Source organism: Intrasporangium sp. Soil_C_50 (assembly GCF_057656595.1).
In genome coordinates this window covers 1-20,930 of sequence record NZ_JBDGKB010000003.1, presented here as the reverse complement: position 1 = coordinate 20,930, position 20,930 = coordinate 1, and the positions used below count along the sequence as shown (strand labels likewise).

Below are 20,930 nucleotides of genomic sequence, written 5' to 3'. Positions count from 1 at the left end.
CGCTCGACGCTTCGCTCAGCCGATGAGCGCGGGTTGGTCGGTCGCGTCGAGGTCGACGATCTGCTTGCCGAGCGGGGCCAACGAGATCGGGATCATCTTGAAGTTGGCGATGCCGAACGGGATGCCGATGATCGTGACGCACAGGGCGAGCCCCGTGACGACGTGCGCGATCGCGAGCCAGACGCCGGCCAGGACCACCCAGATGACGTTGCCGAGGAACGACCCCACTCCCGCGGTGGGCTTGCTGACGACGGTGCGCCCGAACGGCCACAGCGCGTAGACCGCGATGCGGAACGACGCGACGGCCCACGGGATCGTGATGATCGGGATGCAGAGCAGGACGCCGGCCGCGACGTACCCGAGGAAGAGCCAGAAGCCGGAGAGCACGACCCAGATGATGTTGAGCAGCGTCCGCATGGCTCCATCCAACCAGCCGCGAGCCGGCGTGGACGCGAGTCGTGACGCGTCGGGCTCAGGGTCTGCGGCGGGGCCACAGCACGAGGGCGAGGCCGCCGAGCGCGACCACCGGACCGATCACCGCCCACGTGGTCACCCCGGACATGACGCTCCCGCCCACGACACCCAGGCCCTGCAGGGTCCACAGGACGCCGACCAGGAAGAGGAGCACGCCGAGCGCGATCAGGTAGGGCGACCGGTTCACCCTCCGAGTGTCGCACCCGGATCCGTGGCCACCATCGACTGGACCTGAGGAACGCCGTCTTGTGGGCCGAGTGGCCGGATCGAAGGGCGGAAACGTCCTCTGTGGAGGGTTTCGCCGGTTCGATCCGGCCACTCGACCCGGAGCCGACGTCAGGCCGTGGCGAGCTGGTCGTCCTGGACCTTGGCCTCGTGGGTCGTCTCGTCGATGTAGGCGCGGGCCTGGTCGTCAGGCAGGCGCAGCTTCAGCGCCATGACGTAGATGGCGAGCGAGACGACGAAGAGCACCGGGATGGCGGTGCCGAAGCCGATGATGCCGAGGCCGCCGTCGTAGTCGCCGAGCCACGACACGATCGTCAGCGCCCCGAGCCAGGGCAGCACCCACAGGCCCGCGCGCAGGTCGAACGACTGGCCACGCAGCACCCCGGTGGCCGAGAAGATCGCGAGCAGGACGAAGCCGATGAGCACCGCTGCCATGAGCTTCCAGTCGGTGTTCCAGCCCGACCAGTACACGATGAGGTTGGAGCCCCAGAACGCGAGGAACGGCACGAGGTGCCCGCCGGGCAGGCGGAACGGACGCTCGGCGTCGGGGATCTGCTTGCGCAGCGCGGACAGCACGAGCGGTCCGGACGCGAACGACAGCACCGTCGCCGAGGTGATGAACCCGACGAGCTGCTGCCAGCTCGGGAACGGCAGGAACGCGATGAGCCCGATGACGAACGCCAGGACGAGCCCGACGAGCGGGGCGCCGCGGTGCGTCGTGCGCTCGAGCGCCTTGGGGGCGTTGCCGTTTCGCGCCATCGCGAAGGAGATGCGCGCCGTGACGGTCGTGTAGATGAGGCCGGTGTCGCCGGGCGAGATGATGGCGTCGAGGTAGAGCAGCACGGCGAGCCAGCCCATCCCGAGGAGCGTCGCCAGGGCCGCGAGGGGCCCGAAGTCGTTCTCGAAGGAGAGGTTGGCCCATCCCTTGGAGCTCGCCAGCGTCGACGGGTCGAGCGCGCCGATGAAGGCCACCTGCAGCAGGATGTAGATGACCGCGGTGATGAGGACCGAGCCGATGACGGCCAGCGGCACGTTGCGACGCGGGTTGTCGGTCTCGCCGGCCAGCTCGATGCCCTGGCGGAATCCGAGGTAGGAGAAGACGATTCCGCTCGTCGCGATGGCGGTGAAGACGCCGTGCCAGCCGGTCGGCGTGAAGCCGTGGCTCGTGAAGTTCTCACCGTGGAACGCCGCGACGAAGAACGCGACGATGACGAGCACGATGATGAACAGCTTCCACGACACGAGGGCGTTGTTGATCCGCGCGAACCAGCGGACGCCAAAGTAGTTGATGACGACGAAGACCGCCATGAGGATGACCGCGGCGGTGTAGCCGAGCGGCGTCAGCGTGTAGACCGGCTCGCCACCGATCAGGTGCTTCGTCGTGAAGTCGGCGTACTTCGTGCCGTACTGGAGGGCGGCCTCGACCTCGATCGGGGCTGTCGTGCCGACCGCGACGTAGGTGATCCAGCCGCTCGTGAAGCTGGCGAAGCTGCCGAAGGCCATGTGCGGGAAGCGGACGACACCACCGGAGAGCGGGAACATCGTGCCCAGCTCGGCGTAGCACAGCGCGATGAGCAGGATGAGGATCGCGCCGAAGACCCACGAGACGATGGACGCCGGTCCGGCGGCCTGCGAGGCGTTGAGGGCTCCGAAGAGCCACCCCGAGCCGATGATCGAGCCGACGCTGGCGAACAGCAGCCCGATGATCCCGACGTGCCGTTTGAGGACCGGTGTGTCCTGGGGTCTGGTGTCGACGGTTGCCATGTGGTCACCTCTCGTCAGCGGACGCATCTCCCGCATCGGTGCAAGAGGTCCGTGGGGCGCTGTACCCGTTTGTCCGCTTCGGCACCCCCGCCACCGACCCGCGGCCGGATCAACCGCGAGTCGGTCATTCGACCCAAAACGGGGCTTCTGACCGAGGTGCCACGCCGCCGTCGAACCGCTCGTCGGTGCGCTCCCGGCAGGGCTGACGATCTGGGGAGGCGACTGGAACCACGACGCCTACGTGACAGCCATCGACTGGCCCTGACCGGGGCACAGTCGGGGTCGAGTGGCCGGAACGGGTGGCGGAAACGGCCTCTGGGGCGGGTTTCGGCAGTTCGCTCCGGCCACTCGACCCCGAGGAGGCGTCAGGAAAGGGTGAGGGCGTCGGTGACGAGGTCGGCGAGGGCGTCGGGGGTCCACGTCGGTGCCGACCCGGGGCGAGAGAGCAGGTAGTCGCAGATCTCCGGGGCGTCCCAGCCGTGCGACTCGGCCAGCCCCGTCGCGATGGTGCGCAGGTACGCGTCGACGGGCGGTTGGAGCTCGACCGACGCGTGCTCCCACGACGCCGTGAACGTCACCACCGGCACGGCGTCGACCTCGCCGACGACGTGCAGCGTCTCGTAGCGTCCCGGCCCGAGCACGGCGGTGCGGCTCTCACGGAACAGCTCTGATAGCGGCAGGTCGCGCCCGATCGGACGCCGCATCTCCTGGCTCGCGACGTCGCTGAACTGCTCGCCGGTCACGAGGTAGGCCCGCGCGGCCACCCCCGACGCACCGCCCGCGCCGGTGGTGCCGCCGGCGTCGGGGCCCACGTCGCCGACGCCCCGGCCCGATGCGTCCGGGTCGTAGAAGGCGATCCCGCCGCCCCACGTCGGGGACCGCCACGCGAAGTACACCTGGCCCTCGAGGGTCAGCGGCACGTCGCCGAGCGGTTCGGACGCGTCGCGTGCGCCGTCGTAGCCGCGGGCGGCGCCGGATGGGCGGCCGCCGGCGAGGTAGTGGGTGAAGCGGTCGCGCGAGAGGTTCGACCCGTAGGCCGCGTACCAGACATGGTCCATCACCTCCACCATCGCAGACTCGGGCCGCGCCCGCTGACGAGGACCGCCCGGAGTGGGGAGGAGCGAGACGTCCGCTGCCCGAGATGTCCCAGACATGGAGGTGACCATGGATCTCGAGATGTTCCACGGGCTGGCTGAGGCCTGCGGCCCGTTCCGAGCGTGACGATGGACGTGACGAAGACCGATCCGCGACGTGGGGCCGGATCCCCTCGGCGTGACGCTCGTCGACCCCGGCCAGACGAACCCGGCCGACGGCGTCGGTGCCGTGCTGCGGTGGTCCGACGAGTCGACGCCGCGGTCGCGGATCCCGAGCATGCCCGGCCACGGCGGCCAGTAGGTGGACGCGCTAGCGGAGGATGCGCGCGAAGGCGTCGACGAGCAGCTCGACGTCGCGCTCCTCGACGACGAGCGGGGGCGCGATGCGGACGGTCGAGCCGTGCGTGTCCTTGACGAGGACGCCCTGCTCGAGCATCCGCTCGCACACCTCGCGCCCGGTCATGAGCGCCGGGTCGACGTCGATGCCGGCCCACAGCCCGCGCACGCGCACCGCGTCGACCCCGTGGCCGACGAGCGGTTCCAGCCCGTCGGCGAGCACCTCGCCGAGCCACGCGGCCCGCTCCTGGTACTCGCCGGTCTCGAGGAGGCCCACGACCGCGTGCCCGACGGCCGACGCGAGCGGGTTGCCGCCGAAGGTCGAGCCATGGCTGCCGGGCGTGAAGACGCCGAGCACGTCGGCGTCGCCGACCACGGCCGAGACGGGCAGGATCCCGCCGCCGAGGGCCTTGCCGAGGACGTAGAGGTCGGGCACGACGCCCTCGAGGTCGCAGGCGAACGTCGAGCCGGTGCGCCCCAGCCCCGACTGGATCTCGTCGGCCACCATGAGGACGCGGTGCTCGCGGGTCAGGCGGCGCACATCGCGCAGGTAACCCTCGGGCGGGATGACGACGCCGCCCTCGCCCTGGATCGGTTCGAGGAGCACGGCGACGGTGTCGTCGGTGATGGCCGCCTCGAGGGCCGCCGCGTCGCCGTACGGCACGACGTCGAACCCGGGCGTGTACGGCCCGTAGTGGTCATGGGCCACGGGGTCGTCGCTGAAGCTGACGATCGTCGTCGTGCGGCCGTGGAAGTTGCCAGACATGACGACGATCCGGGCCCGGCCGTCGGGCACGCCCTTGACCTCGTACCCCCACTTGCGGGCCGTCTTGATCGCCGTCTCGACGGCCTCGGCGCCGGTGTTCATCGGCAGCACGAGCTCCTTGCCGGCGAGGGCGGCGAGGTCGCGTGCGAAGGGGGCCAACCGGTCGCTGTGGAAGGCGCGGCTCGTCAGCGTCAACCGGTCGAGCTGGTCGCGGACCGCGCCGACGAGCACGGGGTGCAGGTGCCCGAAGTTGAGCGCCGAGTAGCCGGCCAGCGCGTCGAGGTAGCGGCGTCCGTCGACGTCGGTGACCCACGCGCCCTCGGCGTGCGCGATGACGACGGGGAGCGGGTGGTAGTTGCGGGCGAGCCACTGCTCGGCGAGGGAGACGTGCTCGTGCGTCGCGGTCGTCGGTCTCGTGTGGTCGTCACGGTCGGTCGTCGTGCTGCTCACCCCTCGATGGTCGCACCGTCCCGGCCGGGCGTCCGGCGGTCGTGCCGCACGCCACGGTCGCAGGCACGGTGAGACGTGTCTCGTCCGCCTGACGCGTCGGAGCACCGGTGCCACCATGGGAGTGGCGGGTCCCGCAGCCAGGACTACCCGCTTTCGGGTGTGTCGGTTCCGGCGGTCGACCTCAGCCACGGAGTTGGCCATGAGCACCACCGGACCCCTCGCCCCCAGCCCGGACGCCACCGACGCCACCGACGGGTCAGGCCCGACACCCGGGGCCGTGCGCCGACGCGTCGTCATCCTCGGCGCGGCCGGTCGCGACTTCCACGACTTCAACGTCGCGTTCCGCGACGACCCGGCGTACGAGGTCGTCGCGTTCACCGCGACGCAGATCCCCGACATCGACGGACGCCGGTACCCGCCCGAGCTCGCGGGTTCGCTCTACCCGCAGGGGATCCCGATCGTCGACGAGGCGCAGCTGACCGACCTCGTGACCCGCGAGCACGTCGACGTCGTGGCCTTCGCCTACTCCGACGTGCCGCACGAGCGGGTCATGCACCTGGCGGCCGAGGCGATCGCCGCCGGCGCCGACTTCTGGCTGCGCGGCGCCCGGCAGACGATGCTGCGCAGCACCAAGCCGGTCCTCGCCGTCACCGCGGTGCGCACCGGCGTCGGCAAGAGCCAGACGACCCGCTACCTGAGCCGGCTGCTGCGGCGCACCGGGCTGCGTGTCGTGGCGGTGCGCCACCCGATGCCGTACGGCGACCTCGCCCGGCAGGCGTGCCAGCGGTTCGCCACCTACGCCGACCTCGACGCGCACGACTGCACCATCGAGGAGCGCGAGGAGTACGAGCCGCACCTCGACAACGGCTGCGTCGTGTACGCGGGCGTCGACTACGAGCGGATCCTGCGCGAGGCCGAGCAGGAGGCCGACGTCATCCTCTGGGACGGCGGCAACAACGACCTGCCGTTCTACGAGCCGGACCTGCACATCGTCCTCGCCGACCCGCTGCGGCCGGGCGACGAGACGCGCTACCACCCTGGTGAGGCCAACGTCCGGATGGCCGACGTCGTCCTCGTCAACAAGTGCGACTCGGCCCGGCCGGAGGACATCGAGGCGGTCGTCGCCTCGTGCCTGCGCCTCAACCCGAACGCGCGGATCGTCCTGGCCGACAGCCCCGTCCGCGTCGACGACGAGGACCTCGTGCGCGGTCACCGCGTCGTCGTCGTCGAGGACGGCCCGACCCTGACGCACGGTTCGATGACGTACGGAGCCGGCGTCGTCGGCGCCCGACAGGCCGGCGCTGCAGCGATCGTCAACCCGACGCCGTACGCGGTCGGCTCCATCGCCGCCACCTTCGAGCGGTACCCCAACGCGCGCGGCATCCTGCCCGCCATGGGCTACGGCGCCACCCAGGTGCGCGACCTCGAGGCGACCATCGAGGCCGTCGCCGACGCCGGCATGTGCGACGCCGTCGTGGCCGGCACCCCCATCGACCTGATGCGCGTGCTCGGCGTCAGCGTCCCGATCGTCCGGGCCCGCTACGAGCTGCGCGAGCGGACGCCGGGCCAGCTCGACGCCGCGGTGCGCGAGGCGCTCGCCCGGCGCGACGCGTCCGGCGCCCTCGCCTCGGAACGTCACCTCGCGGCGACCTGACGAGAGGAGGAGGCCGTGAACCCGATCAGGTGGGACGTCCACCCGCTGCGCCGAGCGGCCCTGCTCGGAGCGCTGGCGACGGGGGTCGCCTTCTCCGCGTGGACGTTCCGGTGGGCCTACCTGCGGTACGGGTCGACCACCGGGGAGACGCTCGACGCGCTGCCCGGCGACGAGCTGATCCCCGACGCGTCACTCGTGGCCACGCGGGCCGTGACGATCGACGCGCCGCCGGAGCAGGTGTGGCCGTGGGTCGCCCAGCTGGGACAGGAGCACGGCGGGTTCTACAGCTACGACTGGCTGGAGAACCTCGTCGGCTGCCGCGTCAGGAGCGCCGACCACGTGCACGAGGAGTGGCAGCACCCGCACGCGGGCGAGGACTTCCGGCTGCACCCGGAGCTCGCCCTGCGCGTCGCGTCGGTCGACGAGGGGCACTCGCTCGTCGTCGACGGGCGGGCCCGTCAGGGCGAGCCCGGCCCGCCGTACGACTTCTCGTGGGCGTTCGTGGTGCGCAAGCACCCCGGGCTCACGACCCGGCTGCTCGTGCGGGAGCGGTACGGCTACACGACGCACGCCTCGCGGGCGGTCTGCGAGCCGCTCGCTGCGGGCAGCGCGCTCATGACCCGCAAGATGCTGCTCGGCATCAAGGAGCGGGCCGAGGCGGCGGCGCTCGCGGCCTGAGCCGGAGCGTCTGCCGCCCTCCGCGGGCTACTCGCCCTGGAAGGCGCGGACCTCGACGGGGGCGCCGCAGGCCTGCGAGCCGTCCTTGGCGATGGCGAGCGCAGCCTCGAGGTCGGGCGCCTCGACGACCCAGAACCCGCCGAGCCACTCGCGCGCCTCGCTGAACGGCCCGTCGGTGACTCCGGCGGAGTCGGCACCGGACGTGGCGTCGACAACCCTGGCCTCGGACCGGTCGACGAGGCCTCCGGCGAACACCCAGGCGCCGGAGGCCTGCAGCTTGCTGTTGAACGCGTAGACATCGGCGTACATGCGCTCGATCTCGTCCTGCGGGGGCGTCTGCTCGGCGGCGGTGTGGTGGACGGACATCAGGTACTGGGTCATCGGAGTGCTCCTGTGCGGCTCATGATCATGCTGGTGCTGGTGAGTGTGGTGGTCAGCCGGTGCCGACTCACCCCCACGTCGAGCGGGGGCCGACGGGTTCGACACGGCCGTCAGGAAAATCTTCGTCAGGCTCTTCTCGTCAGTCGGTGGGCAGCTGCTCGCCGAGGAACTCCTCGGTGCGGGCCCACGCCTCGCCCGAGGCGCCGGCGTGGAACCACGGCATGTCGTCGTTGTCGAAGGCGTGGTCGGCGCCCGGGTAGGTGACGATGACGGTCCGCGGCTCCTTCTCGAGCGAGGCCTCGATGCGCCGCACGGTGTCGGTGTCGATGAAGGAGTCGGCGAGGCCGAAGTGGTGCAGGCTCGGCGCCGACACCGTCATGACGTCGTGCAGCCCGGGCAGCGCCGACCCGTAGTAGCTGACGAGCGCGTCCACCGGCGTCGCGCCCTCGGACTCGAGGTGTGCCGCGACGTTGAACCCGAGCCCACCACCGAAGCAGAACCCGACGACGCCGACGCCGCCGGTCACCTCGTCGCGGTCCCGCAGCCACTCGACGGTGGCCGACGCGTCGAGCACGGCCTGCTGCCAGTCGAGCCGCTGCACGAGGCCCATCCCCTCCTGGAGGGCGTCGGGGCCCTCGACCGGCTCGGTGACCCCGAGCCGCCAGAAGATCTCCGGGGCGGCGACGACGTAGCCGAGTGCGGCCAGGTCGGCGGCGCGGCGGCGGACGTAGGCGCTGACGCCGAAGATCTCCTGGAGCAGGACGATGCCCGGTCCGTCACCGGCCGGCGGGAGCCAGAGGCGGGTCGGCACGTCGCCGGTGTCGGTCGGGACGGTCACGTCGGTCGCGGTCGCGGCGGTGTCGGTCATGCTCGCCATCCTCACCCACGCGGGGGCGCCGCAGGGGGATTCAGCGTCGTCGGGCGGCCCGCAGCTCGAGCAGGCGCGCCTCGTACCGCCGGACGCGGTCGGCGAGCCGGTCGTACTCGCGCTCGTGCCGTCGCAGCACCACGACGAGCCCGACGATGGCGATGACCATGACGGCCCCGATGCCGACGAGGAGGGCGACGCCGAGGGTGTCCGAGACGCGTCCGGTGGACAGGAGCACGAGCATCGCGACGAACGCGATGCCCACGACGACGCAGAGCGCCCCGACGCGACGGCTGGCGCGGCGTCCGGACGCGGCGAGCTCGGCGAGTGCGAAGGCGCGCTCGTCGCGGGCGACCTCGCGGCACAGGTAGGTCGCGGCCGGGAAGCGGTGGGTGCGCACGCCCGGGTCGGGCCGGCCCGCGAAGGGACGGTGGTCGGACGGGCCGTCGGAGGTGTGGAGCCCGGCAGGGGTGCCGGTGTGGGGCACGGGGATGGCGGTCATGGTGTGTCCTTCGTCCGACGGTCGCCGGGTTCCTGCTCTGCAGGATCCTCCGGGCGACGGGATGGCGGTGGGGTTTTCGCGTAGTTGGTGCGCCCGCCGCGACCGGCCTGGTGGCCGGCCGCGGCGGGGGCGCGGGTGTTCACTCGCAGATCAGCCGCGGGTCAGGGTGTTCGGTCGCGCGGCATTCGGTCGCGTGGCGTTCAGTCACGCGGCGTCAGGCGGGCGCCGAGGGCGTACGCGCAGACGACGAGCGCCGAGGCGGCGAGGACGATGTCCTTGAGGACGTACTGACCCATGAGCGTCGGGCCGTGCGGGAACAGGTCGGCCGTGAAGAGCGCGAGCGGCGACATGATGCCGATGAGCGCGCCCCCGAGGACGACGATGCCGACGCGGAGGAACTTGCCGCTGACGAGCGTCAGCCCGATCACCGTCTCGGTGACGGCGGTGAGCAGGACGGCGGCGTGGCCCGACACGAGCCCGAGGGTGAGCCGGTCGACCGTGGCCGAGGCGATGGCCTCCGCCGGGCTCAGGCCCGGGAAGAACTTCAGGACGCCGAAGCCGAGGAAGACGAGGCCGAGGCTGACGCGGAGGATCTGCAGGCTGTACCGGACCAGGAAGGCCTGGAGGCGGTCGACGCCGGCGGTGACGATGGTGATGGCGGTGCCCACCGTGCCGGTGACGGCGCCCCCGATGCCGGTGGCGTCGGGGCGGGGGTGGGTGCGGCGACCGGGTCGGTCGACGGCGATCTGCGACATGGTGGTGTCTCCTGTGAGGTCGAAGCTGTCGAGACCTCAGAAGGCCGGCACCCGCTGCAGATACGCCCGGGCCGCCGTTTGAGTCGCGGTACCCATCCCGTAGCGGGGCGTACGTCCGCAATTCGGGCACGGTTGTTCACGAAAGGAATTCGCTTGACACGCAACCGAAGTCGGCGGATCGAGTGATCCGGGGCTCCTCCCACGTCACCAGTTGACGAGGAGACGCTCCTCCTTGTCGCGGAACGCACCGACGATGATGAGGACGAGGTCGACGAGGGCCCAGATGCCGAAGCCGCCGAACGTCACGATCTGGAGCACCCCGGTGCCGACCTTGCCGACGTAGAAGCGGTGCACACCGAAGACCCCGAGGAAGAAGCAGAGCAGGGTCGCGGCGAGGCGCGACCGGTCGCTGACGGGCCGGCCCTCGGCGTCGAACTCGACGCGCTGGATCATCGGCTGCGCCGGCGGCGCGGCCTGGGGGAGTGCCGGACCGACCTGGTCGGTCCACGAGTCGCCGTCCCAGTAGCGCGACTGCGGCTTGCCCTCCGGGTCGGGGTACCAGCCGGCGGGGATCTCGCGCGGCGGCTCTGGGGTGAATCCCTCGGTGGGTGGTTGGCTCATGACGACCTCCGTGTGCGTTGACCTGTGTGCGTTGAGCTGGTGCGTTGACCGTGGGCGTCGACCTCCGGCCAGCATGACCGATGGTCCAGCGCCGGGACAGGGACCCCTGGCACCCCGGACGGGTGCCAAACGTCATGGCGCCGCGGCGGCCCGGGCTCGTACCGTGATCGGGTGACCTCCGACGAGCCGGTCCGCGGCTACGGCCAGCACCCGACGCCAGCCGCCGGCCCGCCCGTGCCCGACGACCGGGTCCCCGGCGACGAGCCCCGGGGTGAGGCGTACGGCGACGCGTGGCTGCGACCGACGCTCGAACCGGGCGAGCGCACCCCGTCGCCGGGTTCGCCGGAACCCCGGCCTCCTCGCACCTCGCCGGCGAGGCGGTCCTGGCTGCTCGCCGGCCTGGGTGCGGCGCTGCTGCTCATGGCCGGCGTGGCGGCCGTCTCCGGGGACGCGCTCTCCGGGGAGGGCTCGCACACCACGTCGGAGTCCTTCCAGCGGGTCCCCGGCACGCTGACGATCCGCGGCGGGGCCAACGACATCGAGGTCCGGGGCGGCGGCGCGGCCGGGTCCGTGGGCGTCGTCACCGACACCCGGTGCCCGGGCGGGAACGCCCCGAGGCCCTCGTGGTCCGGCGACACGCTCGTCGTCGACGGGGACTGCGGCGGCTTCCTCGGCTGGGGATCCGTCGACCACCTCATCACCGTCCCCGACGGCACCGCCGTGACCGTCGAGACGGGCTCCGGCGACGTCACCGTGGCCGGCTCCCTCGGCGCGACGCGGGCCACGTCCGGCTCCGGCGACGTGTCGGCCCGCGACGTCACCGGAGCGCTGAGCCTCGAGACGGGATCGGGAGACGTCGAGGGCTCGGGGCTCGGCCGGGCCGACGTCACGGCCAAGACGGGCAGCGGCGACGTCGACCTCGACTTCTCCTCGGCCGCGGACGCCGTGCGCGTGCAGACCGGCTCGGGCGACGCGTCGCTGCGCCTGCCGGCGGGGATGTACGACGTCTCGGCCACGACCGGCTCCGGTGACACCGAGGTGGGTGTGTCGCGCAGCCAGACGGCCACGGACCACGTCACCGTCCGCACCGGGTCCGGCGACATCGAGGTCCGCTACCGCTGACCCGTCGACCCGTCGACGGCGGCCCCGGCGTCAGGACGGGGAGCCGGCGGGGGCGTCGTCGTCGAACGCGGAGAAGGTGTCGTCCGGCACCGTCGAGCCGGGCGTCGCACCCGGCGTCGCACCCGGCGTCGGGGCGGACGTGCCGTGCGGCGCGTTCTTCTCGACGAGCTTGTCGATGCCCTTGTCGACGCTGGCACGCACCTTGGTGACGGTGTCGGTGTGCTTGCCGTTCGTCTTCTCCTCGATGGTGCCCTCGACCTTGTCGAGCGCTCCGTCGACCTTCTCGCGGTTGTCCTTGGCGTAGTTCGCGGCGATCGAGGCGGCCGTCTTGAGCATCTCCGCCACGGCGTCGCCGAAGTCCTTCGCCTTGGCCTGGAGGTGGACCTCCTCGGCCTTGTGCTTCATCTGGTCACCGAACGACACGGTGCCTCCTCGGGTGGTTTGCGGTCATGGGTTCGTCATGGATTCCCAGAGCCGGGCCGGTTGCCCTGCTCTCTGCTGCCAGCGTCCATCGGCGAGGCCGTCCCGCGCAACCGGGGTCGGCCCGGAGTCGACCCTGACCCGACCCCGACGTGTCGGTGCCCGTGTCGGTGCCCGTGTCGGTGCCCGTGTCGGTGCCCGTGCCGGTGCCCGCCCCGACGACGGTGTCTCGTCTGTCACTTCGTGCTCCGGTGTGACCGGCAGAACTGCGCCGCAAGGCTGCCCGGGCAGACAGTGGTGGGGCAGGGGTGCATCCTGCGGCGCCCTGCTCCACCCCTTCCAGGAATCGAAGTGATCACGATGAAGCGACTCGAAGGACGTGTCGCCCTCGTCACCGGCGCGGCGAGCGGCATCGGCCGGGCCACGGCCCTGCGGCTCGCCGACGAAGGCGCGGCGGTGCTCGTCACCGACATCAACGTCGACGGGGGTGAGGCGACCGCGATGCAGATCCGCGACGGCGGTGGCCGCGCCGCCTTCGTCAAGCACGACGTCACGAGCGAGGCCGACTGGGAGGCCGCGTGCGCCAAGGCCGTCGAGGAGTTCGGCGGCATCGACGTGCTCGTCAACAACGCCGGGCTGGGCGACCTCGCCACGATCGAGGACACGAGCCTCGGGGACTGGCAGCGCACCATCGGCATCGACCTGACCGGTGTCTTCCTCGGGATGCGGACCGCGGCGCCGCACCTGAAGGCATCGGGCCACGGCTCGGTCGTCAACATCAGCTCGATCTTCGGCACGAGCGGCGGCTTCGGCACCTCGCCGGCCTACCACGCGGCCAAGGGTGCGGTGCGGACGCTGACGAAGAACGTCGCGTTGCACTGGGCGTCCGAGGGCGTGCGGGTCAACTCGATCCACCCCGGGTTCATCGACACCCCGATCCTCGACCAGGCGAGGGGCACGCCGTTCGAGCAGACCATGATCGACCTGACGCCGATGGGCCGGCTCGGGCGACCGGAGGAGATCGCTGCAGGCGTGGCCTACCTCGCCGGCGACGACGCCGCGTTCGTCACCGGCCTCGAGCTCTACATCGACGGTGGCTACATCGCCCGCTGAGCGAGCGTTCGCACCCACGCGAGCACCGAACGGTGGCGTGACCAGTCGGGGTCGCCGTCCGCCGGGCGCTGGGGGTCGCCGCCGACCGCGGCCCCGTCCGCCCGGTCGATCCCCGACGCGTCGGCCGGCTGGGCGAGCGCGCGCCGGATCGCGTCGGCGACCGTGAGCCGGCCGTGCGGGGGCTCGCCGAGCACCGTCGCGGCGTCGCGCGTGCCGACCATGTCGTGCCCGAGGCTCGGCACGAGCGACTCGACGGTGCGGCTCGGCACGTCGACGAGCACGCCGGCCAGGCGGGCCACCGCGTCCACCGGCGCGAGCCACAGCGGCACCTGCACGCGCACGAGCCGGGCCTGCGACGCGTACGTCCGCAGCAGGTCGACGTAGCTGAGCCGCTCGGGCCCGACGAGGTCGAGCCAGCCGGTGACGTCGGGCCGCTCGAGCGCCTCGGCGAGGAACCACACGGCATCGGCCACGGCGACCGGCTGGATGACCGAGCCGCGCATCCACGCCGGCACGGTCTGCACGACGGGTAGCCGGTGCGAGGTCTGGCGCATCACCTCGAAGCTCGTCGACCCGGCGCCGATGACCATCGAGGCGCGCAGGGTCAGCACCGACGCGTCGGCCCCGGCGAGCACCTGCTCCACCTCGAGGCGCGACAGGAGGTGCTCGGACAGCTCCTCGACCGGGAGGTCGGGCACGATCCCGGACAGGTAGACGAGCCGCCCGGCCCCGACGCGTCCGGTGGCGTAGGCGACGTTGTCGGCGGCCTGCCGGTCGAGCCGGAGGAAGTCGGCGTCGTCGAGGCCGTGCACGAGGTGGCACACGGCGTCGACGCCCTCGAGCGCCGCGACGACCTGGTCCTCGTCCTGGACGTCGGCCCGGCGCCACTCGACGGCGTCGGTCCACGGGAACCGCTGCGGCACGGCCCGCCGGTGCAGCGCGACGACCTCGTGGCCCCGCGCGAGCAGCTCGGGGACGAGCCGCGAGCCGACGTACCCGCCGGCCCCGAGGACGGCCACCCGCAGTGTCACGTTCATGGTCAGCAGGTGTCCTCAGCGCCGCCGACGCCGGCCGTCGCGACGGAACGAGCCGAGCAGGTCGCCCGCGGTGCGCACGAGGTCGAGCGGGCCGGAGTCGTCGTCGGTCGCGTCGCCCGCTCCGTCATCGGCCGCGTCACCCGTGCGCGTCATGTTCGTGAGGAACCGCTCGACGAGCGGGTCGGACGCGCGCTGGACGAGGCCGCGGCCGACGTCGAGCGGCATCCCGTAGAAGTCGAGCGCGGTGTCGAGCCGGGCCCGGGTGCGGTCGGCCGTGAGCGGGTGCAGCGTCAGCGTGACGCCGATGGTCGCCTTCCCGAACCCGTGCCGCTCGTGCCCGGTGGCCTCGAGGCGCGCCCGCCGGGCGGACGCGTCGCGCTCGGTCATCGACCCGGTCCCGTCGAACCACACCGACAACGGCCCGAGCCGGGCGCGGATCTGGCCGACGAACGCGTCGCCGTCGACCTCGGTGACCTCGGCACCCGGGAAGCAGCGACCGATCCGGCGCAGGTCCATGAAGTGCTCCCACACGAGGTCGGCCGGTGCGTCGAGCTCCTGGTCGTGGCGCAGCCTCACGGCATCCTCCTTCGGCAGGTCGGGGGTGGTCTCACCCCACATACCCGCGCCCGCCCCTGACGACTACCTGACGACTACCCGACGACTACCCGCGGGACTGGTTGACCGGCCGGTCGCCGGCCCGGGCGAGCCAGTCGTCGCGGAAGAGGTCCCAGTGGAGGCCGTCGCCGTAGGAGCCGTCGGCGAGCACGTCGACGGCGCGCTCGCGACCCCAGGGAGTGAACCCCGTGGCCCGCAGCACCGCGTTGCTCGCCTCGTTGTCGGCGGCGGTCTCGCCGACGAGCCGGCGCAGCCCGAGCCCGCCCTCCTCGCGCGGCCGGAAGGCGTGCGCGGTGGCGAGCAGCGCGGCGCTCTTGGCCACGCCCCGGCCCCGCGCGCTCGGGAACAGCTGGTAGCCGAGCTCCCCGGCGTCGCCCGTCAGGGGACCGACGCGGGAGAACACCGTGACCCCGCCGAGCGCGCGGTCCGTGTCGGCGTCGGCGATGCACCACTCGACCGCCGAGCCCTCGGCCATCCGCTCCCGGCGCACGAGCAGCCACAGCGGGAACGTCGCGGTGGACAGCACCGAACGCTTCGGCATCCAGTGCGTCGGGTCGGCGTCGCGCGGCTCGATGGCGTCGGCGTCCTCGGGCCGCCAGGGCCGCAGCCGGAGCCCGGCCTCGGGCGCCTCGACGACGGGCGGCTCGAACCAGGGCGCCGCCGGCGTCGTGGCGTCGTCGGGCCCGATGCTCGCGGTCCACGTGTCGAGCGCGGCGGACTCGCGGGTCGGGTCGGGGTGGCTGTCGGGGAGCGTGCCGTGCGGCGTGAACCCGGTGGCCCACGCGACGCGTCGCGAGCCCCAGTTGCCGCGCACGGCACGCCAGTGCACGCGGGCCAGGGGCTGCCCCCACCCGCCCTCGGCGAAGGCGTGGGCGAGCACGAGGCGGACCGCGCGGGCCATGACCCCGTGGCCGCGGGCGTCGGGGTGCAGGCCGAAGCCGAGCTCGCCGACGGCCGGGCGCACCATCGGTCGCAGGTCGATGCTGCCGCCGAACCGCGGGCGGCCGTGCGGGTCATGCGGGTCGACCCAGTCGATGGCCCACGTGCGGGTGCCGTCGGGGGTGCGCCACGCGGCCCGGTTGCCCTCGATCCAGCCGAGGGCGTCGTCGCGGCCGTACGGACGGGGGACGGTCGTCCACCGCTGGCTGTCGGCGTCGGCCGACTGCTCGACGACCGCGTCGGCGTCGGCCTCCGTGTGCACTCTCAGCGTCACGACGCCGTCGGTGAGGGTCGGAGCCGACACGGAGGCGGCGGTGGGCGGCTGCGCGGGGGTCACACGCCCACCCTGCCAGCCCGCGGGGACACGGGAAGACCGGGAGCCGAATCTCTCCGGCTCCCGGTCCAAAAGGCCCGCTTCCCCTCCACAGGCTGCGTTCCGGGGCCTACCGTACCCACAGGGGTAAGAGGGCAAACGCGCGTTGCGCGGCCATTTGTCCTTCGCAACTCGGGGGAGACGCGCACCTCCTGGTGGAGCGCCGCGCTGGTCGAGGGGAGTTGCGATGCAGGGGTCGCCGTGGGTCCGCACGAGCGTGCCCCGAGGAGGTGGCCGGGGTCCTCGGCTCCCGTCGTGCCCGGGCGGGGCACGGAGCTGCCCCCAGACTGCCGCTCCGTGTCCGCCCGGCCCCCTGTGCGCGCCACCCTACGAACAGGTTCGGATTCCGAAGGCGGACGTTGCGCGCCCGATGTCCTCGTGCAACGAGGCCCCTGTCACCGCCCGATATGTGCCTGCCTCCCCGGGTAGGGCCTGAGTGATGCAGCTCATCGACCAGATCCAGTGGGTGCTGCGGAACGCGCGGCTGAACGCCGCGGACCCGGCCCTGCGCAGCGCTGCAGGCTTCGCGCAGGGCGACGGCGTTGCCACCCCCGTGCACCGGGCCCAGGTCGGACGCTGGGAGCGCGGCCACGTGGTCGTCACGCGTCAGCTCGTGCGGCGCTACGAGCAGGTGCTCGACCTCGACGAGGGCACGCTGCTCACGGCCGTCGACCTGTTCGGCCGGGCCCGCAGCCCGGTCCGGTCGGTCGCCGTCCTCTCGCGCACCGAGGAGCCCGACACCGACCGCGTCCTGCTGCTCCTCGAGCGGGCCCTGTCCGAGGACCGCCTGACGGGTCTCGACTGGGACGAGCTCACCGACGCCCTCGGCCGGATCGGGCGGCCGCTCGTGCGCGACCGCGACTGGGAGGCGCTGCTGCGCCGCCTGCTCGAGGAGACGAGCCTCGGCCTGGGCATCGGCTACGCCCAGCGGTCCGAGGCACTGGCGCGGCTCGTCGGACACGCGCGCAGCGGGCCGGTCGTGGCCGCCATGGCCGCGGAGGTGACGGCACGCCCGGACGCGCAGTTCTACAACGACCCGCTCGGCATGCTGCACCACACCGACCACCCGGAGGCGGTGTCGGTCGTCCTCGACCAGCTGCGTCGGCCGACGAACCCGAGCGTCCTGCGCGCCTGCCTCATCGTGCTGACGACGCTCGTGCAGGGACGGCGGCTGGACGGCGAGGTCAGGCTCGAGGCCGCCCGCCTGGCGGTGGAGCACCTTCGTGACCCCGACCTGCCCTACCGCGTGCACCGTGGTGCCGCGAACCTCGTCCGCGCGCTGGGCATCGGCGCACCCCGCCTCGCGACGGTGCTGACCGCCGAGGACCGGCGGGTGGCCGCCTCGATCGTCCGCGACGGCCGGGCCATCAGCACCGACGCGTTCCGCACGTCCATCAAGCGCATCCGGGCCGAGCTCGAGGACGCCGGTGGGCGCGAGGCGATCGAGGAGCCGGTGCTCATGCACCTGCTCGAGACCGCCCTCGGGTCCACCGACGAAGGGGAGCGGGGCTCGGCGCTCGGCATCCTCATGATCTCGCCGCAGGCCCGCGTCGTCGGGCGGGTGCAGGCCCGCGCGCTGGCCGAGGCCCTCGAGCGCAAGGACGTCGTCGCCGCTCACGAGAGCCTGACCATACTGTCGTGGCTCGGGCAGCCGGAAGACCTCGACCTCTTCGAGCGGGTGACCCTCGGCATCGGCACCCCGACCGACGTCGCGACGACCGCCGGGTACGTCCTCGGCAACACGGCGGAGACGCACTCGACCCGGCGGGACGCCCGCGACCGCGCGGTCGCCCTCCGCGTGGCCGAGGTCATGGCGACCGGCTCGGGCCACGACGACAACGACCACGTCCGCAGCCTCGTCTACGCCCTCGGCATGCGTGGGCGCTACGACCTGCTCCAAGCCCTGGCCGACGCCCTGCCCCTCGAGCCGTCAGCACTCGACGCCGCGGCACTCGTCCCACCGGCGCTCGACCCGGCGACGCGTCCGGGCCCCGACGGCGTGGCCCGCGGCATCCTCGGCTACTGGCTGGGGCTGCCCGAGCACCTGCGTCCCGACGGCGGGCGGGCCTGACGCTCCTGCAGCGGGGCCCACGCGCCGACGCCCACCCCCGCGCGAAGGCGGGGGTGGGCGTCGGGACGGGCTGCCGGGCGAGCCGGGAGCGTCAGCAGCCGGTGGCCGGCTGGCGGAAGCCCGGGAACGGGTTGAGGTCACCCATGAAGGTGTAGCGACCGCCCGACCCGCTCTGCGTCGGCTCCGAACCGGTCGCGTTCTTCGGCAGGCGCAGGAACCACGGGAAGAGCGCCTCGTCCTCGGGGTGGTAGGCCCCGTCGGCGCTCTGGCTGCCGTTGGGGTTGGGGCCCTGGCGGAAGGTGTTCGTGCCCTGGGCGAAGCCGATGCCGACGACCGGGTCACCGGTCTCGAGCACCGAGGTGCACCCGTACTGCGGTGCCGTCGGCGTCAGCCACGGCTCGACGCCGTTGTTGACGAACGGGTCGTCGGCCCACTCGGCGATCTCGTGGCTGATGGCGTGGATGTCCTGCAGCGCCCAGTCGGTGCCGCCGTTCGGGCGGGCGAAGAGGCCGGGGCTGACGTACGAGGCCCACGCGAACGTCTGGACCGGGGCGTTGCCCTGGGTCTGGCCGCCGCCCTTGCGGTTCCCGGCGGCCTTGGTGCCGTGGTAGCCGATGACGCAGCAGTCGGTGAGGGCCTTGCCGTCGTGGAGCATGACGTCGTCGGTGAGGTAGAGCGGCAGGTGCGTCGGGTCGGCGCTCGTCTCGAGGTTGTTGATCTGCGCGGACCACCAGCCGATGTCGACGCTCGCGAACACGACCCCGCGCCCGCTCTGGAGCAGGCCGCCCTGGTTGCTCGGCACCGTGATCGTCACGGACGGGAGGACGTTCGGGTGCAGGCGCAGGTGGTAGGGGCTCGTGCCGGTCTTGTCGAACTGGGCCCGCATCGTCGCGTCCTGCAGCTGGAGCGGGACGCCGGCGTCCTCCTGCGAGAGCGCGCCGCCCGGGCCCTTGACCAGGGCTGGGGCGTTGGGGAAGCTGCCGGCCGCGGTCGCGGCCGCCGTCGCGCCGTAGTCGCCGGTGGCGAACTGCGGGGAGGCGAGCGTCGCGGGGAGCACGTCGTTCCCGTCGAAGGTGCGGCCACCGATGACCACCTTGATCGGCGTGACGTCGACCTGGACCGTCACGTCGCAGGCCGCGCCGGCGCACGAGTGCGGGTCGGCGCCGACCATGTTGTAGCCGTACGTCTTCCCGTCGGCCGGGTCGGTCTGGGTGCCGTACCAGTGTGCGACGGTCCGGCTGGTCGGCAGGACCGTGGCGCCGCCCATCGTCACCGACTCCGCCTTGAGGGCGTCGTCGCTGATGACCTGCGGCTCGGACGTGGTCGGTGTGCCCGCCGTCGCCGCTCCGGCCGCCACCACGAGTGACGCGGCGGCGACCAGGACTGATGCTGTGGAACGCAGTCTCATGTGTGCTCCATCCCTGGGTTCGTTCGGAAGATCCCCGATGGGCGGAATGTAGCCCTGAGGAGGTGCCCGGCGGGCCGATAGGTATGGTGGATTTGATTCTTGCAGAACGGCTTTCATCAAACTCACAGCCGCTTCTCATGGTGCCGGCAGGGGGCGTCCAGCCGGTGCCCAGCGGCCCTCCAGCGGACGCGTCCGGGCAGGGGCTAGGTTGCTGACGTGGACACCGACGAGATCCTGACGCTCCTGCGCGACGTCGCCGACGAGGTGGTCAACCCGCGCTTCCGGGCCCTGGCCGAGGGGGAGGTCCACGAGAAGCGTCCCGGCGACCTCGTCACCGACGCCGACCGCGAGGCCGAGGTGCTCATCACCCGGGCGCTCGTCGCCGCGTTCCCCGACGCCGTCGTGCTCGGTGAGGAGACCTTCGCTGCCGACGCGTCGCTCATGGAGCGGTACGCCGCCGCCGCGCACGCGTTCACCCTCGACCCCGTCGACGGCACGAAGAACTTCGTCCACGGCTCGCCCGACCATGCCGTCATGGTCAGCGAGACCGTGGACGGGCAGGCGGTCCGGGCGTGGATCTGGCAGCCGCAGCACCTCGTCGGCTACGTCGCCGAGCGCGGTGCCGGCGCCTGGCGTCACGACGCCGACGGCCGGACGCGGCTGACGGTGCCCGACGCGTCGGGCCCCGAAGGCACTGACGGGCTGCGCGGCCGCACCTCGCGCCGGGCCTGGATCGGGCGCAGCCTCGAGGGCCTCCCGCCGCTCGAGCTGACGTGGGTGTCGTGCGGCATCGACTACCCGAAGCTCGTCGAGGGCGCCGCCGACTACGTGCTCTACGGACGCGGCGCGCCGTGGGACCACGTACCGGGCTCGCTCCTGCTCGCCGAAGCCGGGGGCGTCCTCGGGCGCGCCGACGGCGAGGCGTACTCGCCGCGCGACACCGCCCCGCCCGGGCTCGTGGCGGCCGGCGCACCGGGCGTCTACGACCGGGTCGTCGCGGCGCTCGCCGCCGACGGCGACTGAGAGCCCTATGTCAAGCGGCCTGTTGTTGGAGGACCGCCAAGCGTCCGTGTAGGTCGGGGTCGTAGGGCACGTGGTCGTGCCAGCAGCGCCAGAGGATCCTGGTCCAGCCCTGGGCGAGTATTCGTGCGGCGTGTGGGTGCCGGGCTCCACGTTGACGGGCTCGTTGGTAGGTGTCGCTGGCCCAGGCGTTGGCGCGTGGGGTGTCTTGTGCCCAGTCGACCAGGGCTGCGCGGAGCTGCTT

At 72.7% G+C, this 20,930-nt stretch carries 22 protein-coding genes; 7 read left to right on the top strand and 15 right to left on the bottom strand.

Going from position 1 to position 20,930, the window contains the following annotated elements:
• Positions 1-15: 15 nt before the first annotated feature.
• The 4 genes from AC3A5R_RS09770 to AC3A5R_RS09755 form a co-directional block, all read right to left on the bottom strand.
• Positions 16-417: a YccF domain-containing protein gene (locus tag AC3A5R_RS09770; RefSeq protein WP_487620569.1), complete on the bottom strand. Its 402-nt coding sequence runs from the start codon at positions 415-417 to the stop codon at positions 16-18.
• Between the two features lie 55 nt (positions 418-472).
• Positions 473-661: a hypothetical protein gene (locus tag AC3A5R_RS09765; RefSeq protein WP_487620568.1), complete on the bottom strand. Its 189-nt coding sequence runs from the start codon at positions 659-661 to the stop codon at positions 473-475.
• A 149-nt stretch (positions 662-810) separates the two neighbouring features.
• Entirely contained in the window at positions 811-2,463 is a 1,653-nt protein-coding gene (locus tag AC3A5R_RS09760; RefSeq protein ID WP_487620567.1) for an APC family permease, read from the bottom strand.
• A 365-nt stretch (positions 2,464-2,828) separates the two neighbouring features.
• A complete protein-coding gene (locus AC3A5R_RS09755; protein WP_487620566.1) occupies positions 2,829-3,521 on the bottom strand; it encodes a histone deacetylase in 693 nt (230 codons plus the stop codon).
• A gap of 193 nt (positions 3,522-3,714) precedes the next feature.
• Between AC3A5R_RS09755 and AC3A5R_RS09750 the strand changes: the two genes are divergently transcribed.
• Entirely contained in the window at positions 3,715-3,858 is a 144-nt protein-coding gene (locus AC3A5R_RS09750; RefSeq protein WP_487620565.1) for a hypothetical protein, read from the top strand.
• Positions 3,859-3,867: 9 nt separating this feature from the next.
• Here AC3A5R_RS09750 and rocD read toward each other — a convergent pair whose 3' ends face one another.
• Positions 3,868-5,109 (bottom strand): ornithine--oxo-acid transaminase, encoded by a 1,242-nt coding sequence (gene rocD, locus AC3A5R_RS09745; RefSeq protein WP_487620564.1) that lies wholly within the window; start codon positions 5,107-5,109, stop codon positions 3,868-3,870.
• Positions 5,110-5,308: 199 nt separating this feature from the next.
• On the opposite strand from rocD, the gene AC3A5R_RS09740 reads away from it, so the two are divergent.
• On the top strand, positions 5,309-6,763 hold the full coding sequence (locus AC3A5R_RS09740) for a cyclic 2,3-diphosphoglycerate synthase (RefSeq protein WP_487620563.1): 1,455 nt from the start codon (positions 5,309-5,311) through the stop codon (positions 6,761-6,763).
• A gap of 15 nt (positions 6,764-6,778) precedes the next feature.
• Positions 6,779-7,441, top strand: coding sequence for an SRPBCC family protein (locus tag AC3A5R_RS09735; protein ID WP_487620562.1), 663 nt, complete (start codon positions 6,779-6,781; stop codon positions 7,439-7,441).
• A gap of 27 nt (positions 7,442-7,468) precedes the next feature.
• Here the strand turns inward: AC3A5R_RS09735 and AC3A5R_RS09730 are convergent, their stop codons facing one another.
• The 5 genes from AC3A5R_RS09730 to AC3A5R_RS09710 form a co-directional block, all read right to left on the bottom strand.
• Entirely contained in the window at positions 7,469-7,822 is a 354-nt protein-coding gene (locus AC3A5R_RS09730) for a YciI family protein (protein WP_487620561.1), read from the bottom strand.
• A 139-nt stretch (positions 7,823-7,961) separates the two neighbouring features.
• The gene (locus AC3A5R_RS09725; protein WP_487620560.1) at positions 7,962-8,690 is read right to left on the bottom strand and encodes a dienelactone hydrolase family protein; all 729 of its coding nucleotides are present in this window, start codon (positions 8,688-8,690) and stop codon (positions 7,962-7,964) included.
• A 40-nt stretch (positions 8,691-8,730) separates the two neighbouring features.
• Positions 8,731-9,192, bottom strand: a complete 462-nt coding sequence (locus AC3A5R_RS09720) for a DUF485 domain-containing protein (protein WP_487620559.1) — start codon at positions 9,190-9,192, stop codon at positions 8,731-8,733.
• A 200-nt stretch (positions 9,193-9,392) separates the two neighbouring features.
• Entirely contained in the window at positions 9,393-9,947 is a 555-nt protein-coding gene (locus AC3A5R_RS09715) for a DoxX family membrane protein (protein WP_487620558.1), read from the bottom strand.
• A 204-nt stretch (positions 9,948-10,151) separates the two neighbouring features.
• Positions 10,152-10,568, bottom strand: coding sequence for an NINE protein (locus tag AC3A5R_RS09710; RefSeq protein WP_487620557.1), 417 nt, complete (start codon positions 10,566-10,568; stop codon positions 10,152-10,154).
• Between the two features lie 171 nt (positions 10,569-10,739).
• On the opposite strand from AC3A5R_RS09710, the gene AC3A5R_RS09705 reads away from it, so the two are divergent.
• The gene (locus tag AC3A5R_RS09705) at positions 10,740-11,690 is read left to right on the top strand and encodes a DUF4097 family beta strand repeat-containing protein (RefSeq protein WP_487620556.1); all 951 of its coding nucleotides are present in this window, start codon (positions 10,740-10,742) and stop codon (positions 11,688-11,690) included.
• A 30-nt stretch (positions 11,691-11,720) separates the two neighbouring features.
• On the opposite strand, the gene AC3A5R_RS09700 is transcribed toward AC3A5R_RS09705, so the two are convergent.
• Positions 11,721-12,113: an antitoxin gene (locus tag AC3A5R_RS09700; RefSeq protein WP_487620555.1), complete on the bottom strand. Its 393-nt coding sequence runs from the start codon at positions 12,111-12,113 to the stop codon at positions 11,721-11,723.
• 357 nt (positions 12,114-12,470) lie between these two features.
• Here AC3A5R_RS09700 and AC3A5R_RS09695 point away from each other — a divergent pair, with 357 nt between their 5' ends.
• Positions 12,471-13,223, top strand: a complete 753-nt coding sequence (locus AC3A5R_RS09695) for an SDR family NAD(P)-dependent oxidoreductase (RefSeq protein WP_487620554.1) — start codon at positions 12,471-12,473, stop codon at positions 13,221-13,223.
• Here the strand turns inward: AC3A5R_RS09695 and AC3A5R_RS09690 are convergent.
• The 3 genes from AC3A5R_RS09690 to AC3A5R_RS09680 form a co-directional block, all read right to left on the bottom strand.
• Positions 13,208-14,260, bottom strand: a complete 1,053-nt coding sequence (locus AC3A5R_RS09690; protein ID WP_487620553.1) for an NAD(P)H-binding protein — start codon at positions 14,258-14,260, stop codon at positions 13,208-13,210. The genes AC3A5R_RS09695 and AC3A5R_RS09690 overlap by 16 nt on opposite strands.
• 15 nt (positions 14,261-14,275) lie before the next feature.
• On the bottom strand, positions 14,276-14,836 hold the full coding sequence (locus AC3A5R_RS09685; protein WP_487620552.1) for an SRPBCC domain-containing protein: 561 nt from the start codon (positions 14,834-14,836) through the stop codon (positions 14,276-14,278).
• Between the two features lie 85 nt (positions 14,837-14,921).
• Positions 14,922-16,151, bottom strand: coding sequence for a GNAT family N-acetyltransferase (locus AC3A5R_RS09680; RefSeq protein ID WP_487620551.1), 1,230 nt, complete (start codon positions 16,149-16,151; stop codon positions 14,922-14,924).
• Positions 16,152-16,626: 475 nt separating this feature from the next.
• Between AC3A5R_RS09680 and AC3A5R_RS09675 the strand changes: the two genes are divergently transcribed.
• Positions 16,627-18,258, top strand: a complete 1,632-nt coding sequence (locus AC3A5R_RS09675) for a hypothetical protein (protein ID WP_487620550.1) — start codon at positions 16,627-16,629, stop codon at positions 18,256-18,258.
• Positions 18,259-18,349: 91 nt separating this feature from the next.
• On the opposite strand, the gene AC3A5R_RS09670 is transcribed toward AC3A5R_RS09675, so the two are convergent.
• Positions 18,350-19,666, bottom strand: coding sequence for a hypothetical protein (locus AC3A5R_RS09670; protein WP_487620549.1), 1,317 nt, complete (start codon positions 19,664-19,666; stop codon positions 18,350-18,352).
• 216 nt (positions 19,667-19,882) lie between these two features.
• On the opposite strand from AC3A5R_RS09670, the gene AC3A5R_RS09665 reads away from it, so the two are divergent.
• A complete protein-coding gene (locus AC3A5R_RS09665) occupies positions 19,883-20,689 on the top strand; it encodes an inositol monophosphatase family protein (RefSeq protein ID WP_487620548.1) in 807 nt (268 codons plus the stop codon).
• Positions 20,690-20,930: the final 241 nt, after the last annotated feature.